Here is a 15,585-nt window from a genome sequence, read left to right as displayed (position 1 = left end):
TTACCATTAATTTTGAGCGCCTGACCTGTTAGCAACTAAACTCTTAGCACTTAGCACTTAGCACTTAGCACTGCTAATACACTATTAACAAATGACAAGAGAGCCATAATGTCTACCCTATCATTATTCAAGACCATTACCGCAACTGGCGTGGTTGCCAGCTTATTAACCATAACTACCGGCTGTGCCACAACGCCAGGTTACGATGCTTATGGCGACATGTATGAAGATATTTATAAAGACAGCAGCCTATATAAAAAGCATAAAAAAACCATCAAGTCGATTGATAAGGATTTGTACCAGCCAGCAGTTGAGCAAACCGCTGCCAATAAAGTCAGTAGCATGGGTTATCGAGTTAAGGACGTTAAATATAAAAAGGGAGAGCGAGTTATTAAAGTAAAAGCCGAGCGCAGTCGCGAGAATTATAAAATCGAGCTGGGTTATCCTAATTATAATGTGCTCAATGTCAAAAAAGACTAGCAAGTGACTGGCTACGAAATTAGTGCTTTATAGAATGAGTCTTCTATAAATTTAGTGCGTTATAAATATGGCACGCTACAAATCAAGCACTTCAATCACATCATAAGCGGGCGTTTCATAAGGGTGCGCCTGCTTTAATGCCGTGATAACTTCCGTGATACTATCTTTATCCACCACCATCTCAACCCGCCATTCCTCAACCGCCTCTAGTTTGTCCTGACTGCCAATATGCGGATTGCTACCAGATAACGGCATAAACTGCCCTATTCCCTTGACTTGCCAGCAGCACTGTTGATAATTGCCAATACGACCAGCCCCAGCGGCAAATAAAGCCGATTTAACTAACTCTAACGCGGTATCTGGAATAAAAACGGTCAATTTATACATAATATTGCCTTATAACTTCTCATTATTTTTAATAACCCTTCATAAAAAATAGCCGTTAGCGCGTCTACTTTTTGGATGTCACTTATTTCTTAGATAAAGAAGGATGATCCGTCCACACATAACGCAGCAGCCAGTCTTTTGCCTCGCCTGCGTAATCGATGCCAATACGCGGTCGCAGTGATATCGGGGGCTGGCAGCCATCGTCTTCTACCCAAACGCCGGATTCCGGTGCAATCACTTTGCCATATAATTCGCGGCTAATCGCTAAGCGTTGGGTTAATTTTCCCGGTCCGGCCAATTGTTTTGGGTGCGTGAACTGTTTATCCGGACTGAGTGATTGCTCATCAATTAAGCGGTCGCTATTTTCGGTTAAAAATCCGGCTCGAATCAGCACCGCTTCTGGTGACTCTGCCATGCCAGTCACTAGGTTGAGCATATGATGAATGCCATAAGTCAGATAAACATAAAAGACACCGCCCTGCTGGTACATGACTTCGGTTCGCGCCGTACGTGTACCGGCATGGGCATGACATGCCGCATCGCCCTCGCCAATATAAGCTTCAGTTTCCGTAATACGCATGCGTATAATTTTCATCGTGCCATCGCTATCGGTTAGCTGACGGCACAGGATTTTGCCAATTAAGTCTGCGGCAACCACACAAGTTGGACGGGTAAACCAGCTTGGGTCTAAGTGCGTAGAGTGAGAAGGAGAGTCATCAGATATGGGCATCGCACTACCTCGTATAGTATCTAGGCTAGTATTTTTATGGTCATATTTGTATCAGCGCTTTGACTGAGTTTTTAATAGAGTAACCGCTAACTTAGCACAAAAGTAACCCTTAATAAGGCAAGTCCTGTAGACACTGTGTTTATTACTGGTTACTACTTTGGCATAAAAATTGCCTGTTAATTAGACCATACATCCGTTCTATAAAATAGAAGTTTTTTCTATTATTACTTAGATAACATATGGATTTTTATAGCGTTTTTTCTGTTAAACGATTAAAAAATTAATATTATTAATAGGCAATTGTAAATAAAGTAGGTTATAATCCAGTAACAAATTCTAACGGTATTATGGGCGTTATAAATGGTAAGTTATAGAATCATTAAATCAAGTAACTGGCTTGTACTTGAAGATTCAAAACTGCTGACTAACGTGAGTGCCGCGAGCTCGTAGAGTAAAGGCTCACCATGGATTTAATAGTGCCCTTTACTGCCCACTCTTATTCTCTTCCTAATTTTTGGAGATTTATTATGTTATTTAAAAAATCAGTTATGACCGCAGCTGTATTTGCCGTTGGTAGTTTTGCTGTAATGTCTGCGAATGCTGCTGGTACTGAAACAAGTACATTTGGTGTCACAGTGGAAATTGACTCGGTTTGTACAGTGGATGCTAGTGGTGGTGCAATTGATTTCTCGAAACTCGATGCTGCTGCCACCGCTGATGCTACTATTGTTGCAGGTGGAAACATCCAAGTAACATGCTCTAAGAATGCTCCTTATGTTATTAACCTGAAATCAGGGCATAATAGTACTAATACTAGTGGTGCTGGTATAATGAAACATAGCACCAGCGTTGCTCCTGAAGATGTGATGACATATCAGCTGTATTCTATAGCTGATGGTAGTAAAACGTGGGGTAGTGATGGAACGCTACTTTCTACTGGAACTGCTGTTTCTTCATCAGGGTCTGGCTTAAGTACAGCCAATCCACATCCGGTATTTGCTAAATTAACAGGCACGGCTGACGTTAAGTTAGGTGTATATACAGATACTGTTACAGCTTCTGTAATTTATTAATGTATATTTTAAATTTTTGGTTATCCCGTATTTTAAGACCTGCCCTTGTTTCCACCTTGCTACTATCCTCTAGTTTAACAGTAGCAAGTGGTTTGCAAGTATCTCCCATCTCTTTGAGCTTGCAAGCTCGAGAAAGTGCAAGTGGGCTGACGCTTAGTAATTCTGGTAATGATATGGTACAGGCGCAAGTGCGTGTCTATCAGTGGTTACAGGATGATAAAGGCGATCAGCTTATTCCTTCACGAGGATTGCTTGCCAGTCCGCCAATGATTAAGCTAAAACCGGGTGAAAAACAACTTATCCGTATTATTCGTGCTAAAGCACCGCCGCAAGGCACAGGTGCTGTAGAGGATGCTTACCGTATCATGGTGAACGAGCTGCCTGTCAAGTCTGCAGTACAAAAAACTGGTTTGCAGTTTGCGTTAAGCTACTCTCTACCAGTATTTGTACAGCCCGTTGGGGTGACTAAAACCAATCCTCAGTTGCAATGGAGCACCCATTTGCAAGCGGATGGGAAGGAGGTGAAACTCCGCGTCAGCAACACTGGTAATGGTCATGCCCAGTTGGCTGGCTTGAGCTTTACAGATACTACTGGCACTAGTACCGATATTAATCCGGGGCTGCTGGGTTATGTGTTACCCGGTGCGACCATGAACTGGACATTGAAAGTACCGCCATCTACAATAACGACCGGTGGTAAATTCAAGGTTATGCTCAATGGAACTCAGACGACTCCAAACGTCACGATGGGCTCTGCCACTCGCTAAAATCATTCTGCTCTACGGTTTGGCGGTATCTGCTAGCCACGCTGTACAACAGAATGACATTGATCTCACAGGTAATGTTTCTACAGACATTGCCGATGATGGACTGTCTCAGCTTAATTTAGACAATTACAATCCTGATGATGACTCTAGCCTTAACCTGTATCTGGACGTTATTCTTAATGGTGCCAGTGCAGGCTTGGTGCATTTTTACTTCCGTGACAATCAACTCTTAGCCAGTGTCGCTATTCTGCAACAGCTTGGCTTTATTGTGCCGTCTAACAGTACCGAACCGATAGCGCTCAACAGCCTGCCTGAGCTTAAGATTGATTATGATGCACCGCGACAAACCTTAAAACTTATTGCCCCGCTTAGTATGCTCAACTTGGATGCCACCGTCCTGAATACGCGTACCAATAACCGCCCAAAACCCTCCGCCTCTCCTGGCATGTTATTAAATTACAACCTCAATGGTAGCCAATCTCATAATAGTGCTAAAAATTTTAGCGCTTATACCGAACTGCGCGCATTTAATGACACTGGTGTACTCAGTTCGACTGCGCTTACTACTGCCAATTATTCTACCAATAGTAAGCGTGATAACGGCGACTGGGATAGTAAGATTGTGCGCTTGGACACCAGCTGGAGCCGTTCTTATCCTGACAAGCTAATAACTGTCCGTGCAGGCGATATCCTCACAGGGGCGCTGTCATGGACACGCTCGACGCGTTTGGGCGGTTTGCAGATTGGCACTAACTTTGATTTGCAACCCTATCGCTCAACGACACCGCTGCCGTCTTTTTTTGGTTCTGCTACGCTACCGTCAGCGGTTGAGCTGTATGTGAACGGTCTAAAACAATACAGCGGTGATGTGCCTGCCGGACCTTTTGAGCTGAATACTGCGCCTAGCTTTAGTGGGGTGGGTAACGCGCAGCTGGTGGTGACCGATGCCTTAGGACAGCGCACGACTTTGAACTTTTCTTTATATGATGCGCACCGTTTATTACAGCCGGGATTGTCTGACTGGTCATTTGAGCTTGGGACAGTGCGCGAAAATTATGGCAACCGTTCCTTTGATTATGGCGATGCTATCGTGGCGAGTGGTACTTGGCGGCGTGGTATTAATAATCGCTTTAGTGCAGAAACTCATGCAGAGATTACTGACGGACTCACCAATACAGGCGTTGGGGGTACATGGTTATTAGGTCGTGCGGGCGGTATTTTATTTGTCTCACTAGCAGGAAGTAGAGGCAAAGATGACGTTGGCATGCAATACAGTACCAACTACTCTTGGAATAACCGCCGCTTTAATATTGGGCTCAGTGCGACGGGTACAAACGGCACGTATCGCGATGTGGGTACCCAATATGGCTCTGCACTGGCACGCCGTAGCGAACAGCTATCGACAGGTTATAGTACCCAAGATTTTGGTCGATTTGGATTTAGTTATAATCAGGTAACGCAGGCTGAAAAAGAGACAGGGCGCTTTGCGAGTGCCTATTGGTCGAAGTCGTTTGGTCGCAGGTTCAATGTGAGCGCCAACTATAACCATGATCTCAATGACTCTGCTAATAACAGCGCCTCTCTTAGCGCCTCATTTGCACTGAATAATAATATCTCACTCAATAGTAATATGCAGCATACAGAAAACAATACCGTTGTCGCAACAGACGTCTCACGTTCAGCACCCAGTATCGGTGGCTTCGGGTGGCGCGCACAAGCTCGACGCAGTTTAGATGATGCGACCAGTAGCGACAATAATACAAATGGGGCTGTCGAGTTGAACTACCTTGGACGTTATGGTCGAGCGCAAGCAAGCATTAGTAGTAATAACGGTCAATACTCAAGCTATGCCAGTGCTACCGGAGCCTTGGTTAAGATGGGTGGTGGCGTGTTTGCTGCTCGCCAAATTAATAGCGGTTTTGCGGTGGTATCTACCGACGGCATCGCAGATGTGCCCGTTTTACTGCAAAACAACCTCATTGGTAGCACCAACCGTCGTGGTTTGTTATTAATATCACCACTCAATGCGTATCAGAATAATAAAATCGCCATTGACCCCTTGCAGCTGCCTGCTGATATGCGCATTGATAAAGTGAGTATTGATGCTACGCCTACTGATCGCGCCGGTATCCTCGTTGCATTTGGTATCACACCGGTACGCTCAGCATCGGTTATCCTAGTAGACAGTGATAATGAACCATTAGCGCTCGGCAGTCAGGTACGCCAGCTCACCAATACAGATGTGCCGTCAACCGTCGTTGGTTTTGACGGAGAGGTTTATTTGGACACCCTTGACGAACGTAATGTGCTGGAGGTAACTACCCCAACTGATACCATTTGTACCGTTGAGTTCGACTACATCAAGCAAGGCGATGAGATTCCGCTTATTGGACCCTTTATCTGTCAGGAGACAAAAAAATGATAATGCAATTTGACATGACAATATTTCATTACGGTTATCGCTTAATATTGCTGCCCATTATTTTGTGCAGTGCGCTATGGTTAACACCAACTAATGCGCAGGCAGCTATCAGTGTGACTTGTACCGCAAACATGAGTAATGTTAACCTCGGCTCTATTACTCCTGAAAACGCTGACAGCGCCCCTATTACTGGAACCCTGAGCTACAGCTGCACAAATAAAGGCAGCACGGCTGGATACGTGTCAGTTTGCATGGCAGTTGATGGCGGCTCTACTAATAGCGGTGATATTGATCCGCGTTATATGATATCGGTACCCGGATCTGGTGACAAGTTAGCGTTTAATATGACCTTGCCAAGTGGCGCAGTTTGGGGGAAACGTGATAAGTCGGGTACTGAATACAGTTCAGGCTCACTCCCTATTGCCGCTAATCAAGGTATGGTTTCAGGGCAAGCGGTTATCAATATCGACATGATTCCAAATAGGAACAACACCCAATCTAGAGTTGGTACTTACAAAAATAACTTCGATAGTAGCCATACTGAACTGAGGGTAAATACGAGTACTGATGGGTCTTCATTTGATTGCTCAAAAGGAGAGACTCAAGGAACTACCCACTTTCCCTTTACTGTAAATGCCAATGTCATCAAAGGCTGCGTCATCAACACCTCGTCATTATCCGTCATTAACTTAGGCAGTCATTTATCAGGGGCAACCAATCTCAATGGAACTGGTCGCATCAATCTGACCTGCACAAATGCCATGCCTTATTATGTAGGATTAACACCTTTTAACCAAGATACAAATGGCGCGGGCGTTATGAGCGGAACTGGCGCTAATCCGGATAAAATCCCCTATCAACTGCGCTCCAAATCTGGTCTTACAGGCACACCTTGGGGCAATACCGCAACTGCCACAACTCAGGGCAATGGTGTTTCTGACACAGGCAATGGACAGCCTAGAGTATTGGATGTCTACGTCACTGTTCCTAAAACTAATGTCAGACCAGATAGCTATTCTGATAGGGTGACTGTGACTGTTTATTATTAATAGGTGCTGTTATTAATAATCTAATGAGGTTTGTAGGTATAGTGCTTTACTGAATATTAATAGCCAAACTTTATGAGGGCATGTCCTAGTTTTACTCGTTCAGAAAATGCCATATAACTGTTCATGAAAAAAAACGCCTAATATCGACAGACATGAGGCGTTTAGCGAAAAAATTTATAGGTAAGCTATATGTTTAAGAAGCTAGGATGAGCTACGTTCTAAACATGGCACCAGTTGGTTTTAGTCCAACATAAGCCATTCCTGCTTGATTCATCCAATGGGGCTGAACGATTCCATGCTGTAAAATCGCATGAATATCTCTGTGTGCTCTTTCTATTTTATATTTTTTATATAGTGATGAAGTACCCGCAACAGCGTAAATCTCAGATACCATTGCTCTTGCTTCTCTTGCAGCTTCACACGCCGCCGCCCACACATCAGCAAGTTGCTCATCGGTAAATGTATTTTTATTTTGAGACACCTCCCAAAGCGTACCAACAGCGCTATGCAATTGCGAGCGTTTAGAGGTCAATAACGTTTTGCTTTTCGCTATAGCGGCTTGTATGGTTTCACGGTCACGTAAATCTGGATTTTTTCCAGGAGTCACTCTATCCAAGCACATCTGAACCAAGTCGTCTATAGCGGCTTTTAAGACACCTAATGCCATTGCCGCGCATCCAGCAGAGTTGATACAACCAATGGGCAGACGGTTATAAGCACTATCAATAACCACAGGACTGTCAAAGCTTACTGCATATGACTCTTTTACAAAAGCGCCTTTTATCACTATATCATGACTGCCTGTGCCGTTTAATCCACCGACATTCCATGTATCCACTATTTCAACTTCTTTCTTGGGGATAAAAAACAGTTTTAAATTTGCGCCTGGTCCCAATGTTTTAGGAGAATCTTCTGAGACAACCAAGCAGCGTAACACAAACCAGTCTGCTAGCTCACAACCTGAAACTAACGTCCATTGACCGGACACCATATAACCTTCAGAAACGACTTCAGCAACTCCTTCAGGGCGCGCTGAGTTTGCATAAATGTGAGAGGGATCATTGTAGACTTCCTTTAAACTGGTTTCGTCTAAATAACGTCCAAGAGTACAAGTCAAGTGATTATTCCACACAATCCAAGCTGCAGAGGCTTCGGCACTCGCTAATGTCTCATAAACCTTTAATGTTTCTACAGGATTATCATCCCATCCCTCTAAAAACTTGGGTAGCCCCATCTTAAATAGATTATGCTCTGCAAGTTTTTCGACAACAGCAGGCGCAAGCCGTCTACAGCGCTCTGTGTCATCTCGATATAAGGTTGCTAAATCGTACATTCCCTGAGCAGCGATAGAGGGTAGAGTATTTTTGATCGCTAACGATGATTCATAATTCATATTCTAGCCCTCTGATAGATATAATTTAGTAGTATTAAAAACCAGTAATCTATTCATAGCGCCACATTTCAGTCGATATATTTTTTATACTAATAGTCAGTAACTGATAATGCAGTTTCTCCGCACGATGGCATTTTAAGCTACCGCTTCACTGTGCCCTAATGTGTTTCTATATAATGGGAAATAATCCGATTGCATCTCAACGTCAGTCAATGTAGCGTTATCCATAACTAACTGATTATACTTCTCTAAATTAACGATAAGTCGCCACGTTTTAAACACTAACTCGGTCGAGCTGAAGCCCTTTTTATATTTATACAAAGAATCTGCACGACCACATAAACCGCTGCCAAGGTTCAACACGTCATATCCATTTTCTTGACCCCATTCTCGGGCAATATGGGTAATTAGCTTAGACGGTTGCAAGTTTCTATAGTCATTAAGCGTCCCACCTAAATAAAACTGCATGATCCCTGACTCTTTACAAATTGTGTATATCGAGGAGGCAACTGCCTTATCGTCATCATAAGCGGTCACTAATAATAGACGCTCGTTTAGATTGGCGGACAACTGATCAAGATAGCTGTCATCAAAAAAGTAGTATTCAGTGGCGCCTACTTTGGTCATGGTTTCCCGATAAATTTCTGAGAACGTCTTAATACGCTCCTCTGTAAAACTTTCGACTTTAGCCACGATATTCATCTTTAATGCTTTTTTAATCCCGCGGCGATGTTGGTTCTGCGTTTCTTCCCAGAGCTCTTCTTTGGTCTTAGATAAATCTGATATCAAAGTAAAGCCATGCGTCACCGCTGTACCAATAATGCTGCTCCATTCTTGATTTAAGATAGGGTTGAGACGAGCAAAGACTGAAACACACCCAGCATTAGCCAAAAACTCTTTTACCGCCCCTAATACAATATCGACTTCTACCTGAGTTAACAGAGCATCTATAACAGGTCCACCATAGCCATAAGGCGAGATAGCATCCCAATATTCACTGTTAATCTCTCTTTTGATAATGGGGAGAAAAAACATCTTATTCGCATATTCAGCGATAATACCTTGAGGGCGACCCTCTTCAACTATTGATGATGCATTGACCCAGCCTGATAAGTGATAAATATCAAATTTATGCTCTGATATTTTCATGTCCCATGCGTTATCTATTTCCGTGAAATATACGTTAGTTGTTAACATCTGAATCATACTCCCTGTTAATATTTTAGAAATAAGCGCTGAAACTCACGTACCACATAGGGTTTAGTGATTACACAATCCCTACTAATCTACAATAGTACGGAAAAATCAAATATGACAATACTATTAGATAAAATGTAATATTTAATCGACAGACGGTAATAACAGAAGGATAATGAATCACTATTCAAGCATAAACACCTGATTTTACTCAGAAATCATGGCAACGCAAAGGATAGCAGGCAACGTTCTAGACACATCAAGACAAACTCATGATTAATTTTCCTACTTTTAGAGATAAGGCACTCTACATGCCGTATAAAAATTACCAGAAAACCCATATTTACCTGTTGATAGTTGTTATTATTAATAAACAATCATCCAATTGTTTGTCTGACTGGCTGCCTTATAATTATGATGACAACGACTGTTCGTACCCGTGCTTATGGCTCGCTTAGAGCTTGGGTGACCCTATTGGTTATTGTATGGCACAGCCTGATGGGCTGGGCTTTGATTACTATGGACAGCTCAGAACAGCTTACTCGCCCCAAAACTCCCAAAAAAGCACCTAATATTATTCAATTAGAATTAATTACTTTAACTGCCTTGCCTACTAAAGCACTGCCTAAAAAAATACCGTCTTCATCACAGATGCCGCCCATTACCTCTGTAGACACAGCCAAACCGGTCGCTATAGCCTCTAATTCGTTAGCGACATTACCTATATCCACCAAAGCCAGCAACCTGTCCTCGCCAAACCAAGCACCCCAAGTAAAAGAGTCGTCATTAAACCAGCCAGCCATAACAAGCACTGAACAAGAAAAGCCTGCTACCGCATCAAACAAAACTGAGACCCCAACTGAGCGACCCATCAGTACAACATCTACTAGCACAACACCTAGCATCAATCAACCTATCGTCAATCAACCCGTCTATCAATACTCTACTTTTGAACAACCCAGTATTAATCAGCCCAGTGACGAACAATTCACGGTCGAGTCCGCCGCGCTAGCAGAGCAACAGCTGGTCATAAACGAGCTGCGCAAAATTGCTAAACAGACGACTGCTGAAGAAACAGATTTAACCGCGTTGATTCAAGCGGTAACCAAGCAGTTTAATCGTGATCAAGCGCAGCAACAGCAAGCGGCACTACAACAGACCAATAAAAGGCGCATTGAACAGGAGCAGCTGCTAACTGGAGCAAATATTCTTGATGAGGCCAAATTTTTTGATAAGAACGAGCAGACCGCTCCTCCCCGTGACGAGGCAGTGAGTTTTTTGGAGCAGCAGCTCACTTGGTTAGAAGACAAGGCACCACTTATCAGCGTTCCCTCTCAGGTATGGCAGAATATAGAGGCGCGCTCAGGGGATATTTTTACCGTGATGGTAACGCTATATGTTGATAAAGATGGACATATTACGCAAGTGCACTTACTTGAATCATCGGGCAATCAGATTATTGATGCCATAGCGATGGTTCAAGTTCGTGCAGGACAACTCGTACCCTTTAGACATAATGGACGAACGGTTGATGGCATGGTACCAATGACATTACGCTATGAGATGCCTTAGCTTACGACTGTTCTACAGTCATCTCATATTGTAACCAACCTGATGCTAGGCTAATAGCAACGCACTATTAAAAGGCACGTTCAAAAAACCACCATAACGCAATGGCAACACTGATGAGAGACCCTAAATAAAATATACCCACTTTATAAAAACGGGTGCGACGTAATAGCAGCGCGAATGGAAAGACTATGGCGATAAATACCAGTTGCCCCAGCTCAATACCGATATTAAAGCTTAGTAGAGCCAGCACGCGCGCGCCGGTGGTTAATGGTAAATCTACCAGCACATTAGCAAAACCAAAACCATGAATCAGCCCGAAAACAAAGGCGAGATAGACAGCTCGAACCCGTAGCATAGGTACTAAATTATTGAACGCTGCGAATGCGACTGATAGCGCAATTAAAGATTCAATAAAGCGAGCAGGAATACTGACAATCTCCAGCGCTGCTAACGTTAAGGTGATTGAATGCGCAAGCGTAAACGAGGTTGCAATCCAAAACACTTCAATTAATGCCGCTTTAGGTTTAGCAACGGCAATTAATTGTTTTTCCTTGCGGATGTAGACGGCAGGAATGAGAAGGACAAACAAAAACAGCAGATGATCCCAACCAATAAGTAAGTGATGAATGCCACTTTTTAAAAAGTTCAGCGCGGTTGCGAACAAACCAGCGTCCGCACTGGTACCCAACGGCGTTTTTCCTACCGCCACCACTTGCAGCGGTAGCTTGCTATCTGCTTGCGTGAGAATCAAGCGATGGTTCGCATCAATACCGGATAATATCTGGTAATTCAGCTCAGATATAGGCGCAGCGCAGCCCAGCGTGAAATCAGTGTATAAGTAATTAAATCCACTACGCGTATTAATTGCCAGTGGCGCAAAATGGGTCACTTGGCAGGCTTGAGCGCCAGTTTCTATAACGCCGGCGTCTTTAGTATCGCCAGTATTTAAAACCAGTTGCGCCTTAATCAGCTGTTCTATCAGCGGCGCTTGTGACTTAACCTCTGCCCAACTTACCTCGCGGTCTTGATTGGAATCTATATCTATTAATAACGCCAAATCTCGAAGTGACAACTCGTACTGAGCATCATAGGTGTTACTTTCTGTATTTTCAGCACGGCTTGGCTCTAGATTTAAGTAAGCCGTACTGGATTCATGTGCCTGTACCGCCGTACCAGTCAGCGCCAGTAACAACAGCATAAGATAACGGTAGCTGTCTCGCCAAATTAGTCTATTAAATACACTCATGAAGGCACCTCCTTGCTGCTATTGCCAGTTTGTATGCTTAGCTTGCTCATGCCTGAGTGTTGCGCCTTTAACGCTTGTCTGTTTATACGGCTGCTGATTTTGCCCAAGCGCAAATCGCGCTCCAGTGCTGGATATTCAAACCCCGTTGTCGTTATGAATTGGCGTATCAGCTTAATATCTTTTTCGCTACCAGCTTTAATAGCAGCTGTCGCGTAAATCAATATATCCGCGGTTTCGCGTTGTTGTTGCCAGTTTTCTTGCGCTAACTTGAGCGCTAAATCGTTTTGGTTACTGAGTACCGCATACGTTGCCTGCTCACGCATATGGGCATTTTCCCCGCGTACCCGCCAGACCTCAATGCGATCTTTCATAAGGGCTAAGTTTTTTTTGGCATCAGGGTCATGCAGCTTAATTTGGGCAGTGATGAGCTTAAGTAATAAGGCATCCTTATCAGTATGATTTTGCAGTAACTGCCGCGTCTTTTCATAGTAGCCATGCTTTAGCAGCCAATCTGCACGCGCCATAAGTGCAGGTACTGTTTGCCCATCCATCACGCCAAACACTTGAGTAGCCAGCGAAATATCCTTGCTACGTAAAGCTGCATCCGCCTGCATGAGGTATATCCAGCGTGCGGTTGATGGGTCAAGTCCGGGAGCAAGACTTGCCAGACCATTCAAGGTTGTCTTTGCTTGGGTTAGCTGACCGGTCATACTCTGTATTTGGGCAATACACGCTAGTTGATAAACGCGCAATGAGGCGTCATTAAGTTTGTTGCAATGGCGCATTGCCTCCTCGAATTGACCTTGAACCACCAAAAGCGAGGACAGGGTTAATAGTGCATCTGGGTGGTCAGCCTCTTTATTAAGTATCTGCGTTAGGATGGCTTTTGCTTCAGAGAACTGATGATCTGACTGCAGCGCGCGCGCACGTAACATAAGCGTGTCGACATTTTCATCTGTTGTCTGTGCGAGCTGTGCTTGCGCCTGACCCAATGCACGTGGATCGCCCTGCAAATAGGCACGCTCTAACAGCTGGCTGGTTTGTTCAGGATTCGTGACATTTGCATTGGATAAAAAACTGTCTGAGTTGAGGTAACGCGCAGGCGGAGAATCTGGTGGCAAGGTTTCAAGAATTTGTTGATCACTTGTCGGTATAAAAGGGGCAGCATAAAGAAGCTTGCTGCTGATAAGCAATAAAAACGGTAGGCAAATAACGTGCTTTATCCAGTGCATAACATTTTCTCCGCTCAAAACATAAAGAAGCACCTGATCACTCGCATAATCAGGTGCAGGGTTTATCTCATATCAAACTACAACGAGGCGTTGGCGCCTGACACCGCAACAGGCTCTGCCGTATTAGCAGCAGGAAGAATAATCCTATCGATGTTTTGGGGTTCATCGACGTTGACATCTTTACTGCTATTGATGACGGTATCGATGCTGTCAGCTGCCAGTTTTGCATTGGCTTGATCTTTTGATTGACCGCTATCAGGGGGCACACCGCTACCAGGAGGTACGCCGCTACCGGGTGGAGCGGTCGTGCCAGAATTATTGTTATCACTGGAGCAACCAAAAAGAGCTGCTGATCCCATGATCACTATAGCTAAATATATATAGCGCATCCTATTTCTCCTTGGGTTAGAATCAGCTTATCGATTGCCTGGGAACGGCGGTTTTAGATAAGGAAAGACGGTGTCAAATGCTGTGGCAGATTTAACAACACCATCGGTAAATAACGCCTTTCCAGCTTTAGCATCAGCAGGAACACAAGTCACATCTGCTGGGAGACCTGCATGGCATAACACACCCATAGAAACCCTTAACGCGATATCAGTTACGTCATCACCTGGTCGACGACCATTCGGAAATCCTGCTGTATCCTTAGCCATAGCATTAGGCTGACCATCAGTTTGACCAGGAATGATACTGATTACGCCTAAGTCATTTTGACTATTAGCAGCCACTGCAGGCGTACTGGTATTCAAACGTAGCATATCTGCCGGTACAACTTTAGCAGGCTTATTAATGGTAGGCACACCCGTTAAAAATGCTGTCACTAAATCTTGGCGTGGAAAATTAGTAGGCGCTTTAGCAACCGGATATAAGGTCTGGATTAATGCCGGTAGCGTAGGATAAAAGACATAAGGCGCAAAGTTAGTGACATCATCTTTTGGCTCTGAGGCATTAAATCTGTCTTTGTCTTTAAGACCAATCACCACCTCATTTACCAACGGCATACCCAATCTTGACACCTGAGTCCAAGCCCCGCCTTTTTTAGCGGCGGTACTAATACCAGAAGTAGGCGAAGGATTGATTAAAGTTGCTTGGCGCACACTAGCCGTGGTCCAAGCGCCAATGACAGGATCGGCTGCCGCGGAGTTGACCAGACAAGCTTTAGGAATTTCCATCGCAATTGAAGTAATGTTCTTGTCTGCCAGTACGTTCGTACCACCATTACGAGCACCAAGCGGATTTAGATTAACTAAATCAAATACTTTGCCCAAATCAATGGCGAAACTCTCGGCACGTTGCCCAACGAATACCCTTCCTTGTCCACATTGACCTAAATTGATAGATTTAATAAAGCCTTTTGCATAGTTTGGATAATCTGCGAAAGATTTAGTACCAATGTTATCCAAAGGCTTTTTGAAATTTCCTAATGACGTACGAGCATTGCTACGACGATCGCCTTTAACCATCGTCACCTCATAGCTCTCATGGGTCTGGACTTTATCCGAATCTGTGGCATCACCCAAGTTTATTAAAGGAATGGCAACATTGGGCGTTGAAGGATTAGCGTCGGAGTCAATTTCTATACTGTTGAGAGTTTGAGTGAAGTCAAACTGGAAGGTGATGTCCTCAACCGCATCGCCATTATTATCAATATGAATCTCATAGAGCGCATCATCGTCTAAGGCAAAATAATTAGGTCCACCATAGGCATCCTGCAATGGCAGATAGTTTGCGATAATCGTGACGTAACCTGCACGGTTATTTTCATAACTGTTAAACATATAAAAGTCAGTGGCATCAACTTTCGGCGTCTTAGTAATGGAAGGGGCTTCACGGTGGCTTGAGGCAACTGCGCTGGCGCTTGCACATAAAACCATCGCCGCTAATAGGGCGTTTATAGTATGTTTCATACGAATCCTTGTAGAAAAACCATAATAATAAGAGCGTTAACAACATGAATGGTAAAAAGAGGAGCATTAAAACAGTTTAGACTTATGTATCGCTAATAATTAACATAAACTAAACTATCTTATTGAT

The 15,585-nt window shown here is 43.9% G+C and carries 14 protein-coding genes; 6 read left to right on the top strand and 8 right to left on the bottom strand.

Translation table 11 applies throughout. The annotated features are described in order from the left end of the window. Positions 1-108: 108 nt before the first annotated feature. Positions 109-480 (top strand): hypothetical protein, encoded by a 372-nt coding sequence (locus tag AAEY78_RS00585; RefSeq protein WP_352336423.1) that lies wholly within the window; start codon positions 109-111, stop codon positions 478-480. A 75-nt stretch (positions 481-555) separates the two neighbouring features. Here AAEY78_RS00585 and AAEY78_RS00580 read toward each other — a convergent pair whose 3' ends face one another. Both AAEY78_RS00580 and AAEY78_RS00575 read right to left on the bottom strand, forming a co-directional pair. After that, a complete protein-coding gene (locus tag AAEY78_RS00580) occupies positions 556-867 on the bottom strand; it encodes a YqfO family protein (RefSeq protein WP_352336422.1) in 312 nt (103 codons plus the stop codon). 82 nt (positions 868-949) lie between these two features. Continuing rightward, entirely contained in the window at positions 950-1,597 is a 648-nt protein-coding gene (locus tag AAEY78_RS00575) for a DNA-3-methyladenine glycosylase (RefSeq protein ID WP_352336420.1), read from the bottom strand. 464 nt (positions 1,598-2,061) lie between these two features. On the opposite strand from AAEY78_RS00575, the gene AAEY78_RS00570 reads away from it, so the two are divergent. The 4 genes from AAEY78_RS00570 to AAEY78_RS00555 all read left to right on the top strand — a co-directional run bounded on the left by AAEY78_RS00570 (position 2,062) and on the right by AAEY78_RS00555 (position 6,908). Continuing rightward, entirely contained in the window at positions 2,062-2,670 is a 609-nt protein-coding gene (locus AAEY78_RS00570; protein WP_352336419.1) for a Csu type fimbrial protein, read from the top strand. Between the two features lie 92 nt (positions 2,671-2,762). After that, positions 2,763-3,437 carry a fimbrial biogenesis chaperone gene (locus AAEY78_RS00565; protein WP_352336417.1) on the top strand — a complete coding sequence of 225 codons (675 nt, stop codon included), beginning with the start codon at positions 2,763-2,765 and terminating at the stop codon, positions 3,435-3,437. After that, entirely contained in the window at positions 3,388-5,859 is a 2,472-nt protein-coding gene (locus tag AAEY78_RS00560; RefSeq protein WP_352336415.1) for a fimbria/pilus outer membrane usher protein, read from the top strand. Before AAEY78_RS00565 ends, AAEY78_RS00560 begins: the two co-directional genes overlap by 50 nt. Further along, positions 5,856-6,908 carry a Csu type fimbrial protein gene (locus AAEY78_RS00555; RefSeq protein ID WP_352336413.1) on the top strand — a complete coding sequence of 351 codons (1,053 nt, stop codon included), beginning with the start codon at positions 5,856-5,858 and terminating at the stop codon, positions 6,906-6,908. The genes AAEY78_RS00560 and AAEY78_RS00555 overlap by 4 nt, the downstream gene beginning before the upstream one ends. 211 nt (positions 6,909-7,119) lie before the next feature. Here the strand turns inward: AAEY78_RS00555 and AAEY78_RS00550 are convergent, their stop codons facing one another. Beyond that, the gene (locus AAEY78_RS00550; RefSeq protein WP_352336411.1) at positions 7,120-8,301 is read right to left on the bottom strand and encodes an acyl-CoA dehydrogenase family protein; all 1,182 of its coding nucleotides are present in this window, start codon (positions 8,299-8,301) and stop codon (positions 7,120-7,122) included. Positions 8,302-8,436: 135 nt separating this feature from the next. Next, on the bottom strand, positions 8,437-9,498 hold the full coding sequence (locus AAEY78_RS00545; protein ID WP_352336409.1) for a GNAT family N-acetyltransferase: 1,062 nt from the start codon (positions 9,496-9,498) through the stop codon (positions 8,437-8,439). Between the two features lie 414 nt (positions 9,499-9,912). Between AAEY78_RS00545 and AAEY78_RS00540 the strand changes: the two genes are divergently transcribed. After that, the gene (locus AAEY78_RS00540) at positions 9,913-11,070 is read left to right on the top strand and encodes an energy transducer TonB (protein ID WP_352336408.1); all 1,158 of its coding nucleotides are present in this window, start codon (positions 9,913-9,915) and stop codon (positions 11,068-11,070) included. A gap of 67 nt (positions 11,071-11,137) precedes the next feature. On the opposite strand, the gene AAEY78_RS00535 is transcribed toward AAEY78_RS00540, so the two are convergent. The 4 genes from AAEY78_RS00535 to AAEY78_RS00520 all read right to left on the bottom strand — a co-directional run bounded on the left by AAEY78_RS00535 (position 11,138) and on the right by AAEY78_RS00520 (position 15,458). Then, a complete protein-coding gene (locus tag AAEY78_RS00535) occupies positions 11,138-12,316 on the bottom strand; it encodes a HupE/UreJ family protein (protein WP_352336406.1) in 1,179 nt (392 codons plus the stop codon). Then, the gene (locus tag AAEY78_RS00530; RefSeq protein ID WP_352336405.1) at positions 12,313-13,548 is read right to left on the bottom strand and encodes a tetratricopeptide repeat protein; all 1,236 of its coding nucleotides are present in this window, start codon (positions 13,546-13,548) and stop codon (positions 12,313-12,315) included. The genes AAEY78_RS00535 and AAEY78_RS00530 overlap by 4 nt, the downstream gene beginning before the upstream one ends. Before the next feature lie 77 nt (positions 13,549-13,625). Then, on the bottom strand, positions 13,626-13,937 hold the full coding sequence (locus AAEY78_RS00525) for a hypothetical protein (RefSeq protein WP_352336403.1): 312 nt from the start codon (positions 13,935-13,937) through the stop codon (positions 13,626-13,628). 27 nt (positions 13,938-13,964) lie between these two features. Beyond that, the gene (locus tag AAEY78_RS00520; RefSeq protein ID WP_352336401.1) at positions 13,965-15,458 is read right to left on the bottom strand and encodes a DUF4331 domain-containing protein; all 1,494 of its coding nucleotides are present in this window, start codon (positions 15,456-15,458) and stop codon (positions 13,965-13,967) included. Positions 15,459-15,585 lie beyond the last annotated feature (127 nt).

Origin of the sequence: Psychrobacter sp. 16-MNA-CIBAN-0192 (assembly GCF_040309565.1) — a bacterium.
GTDB lineage: Bacteria > Pseudomonadota > Gammaproteobacteria > Pseudomonadales > Moraxellaceae > Psychrobacter.
Note: the sequence above shows the minus strand (reverse complement) of the source record. Positions and strands in the feature narration are given on the sequence as shown.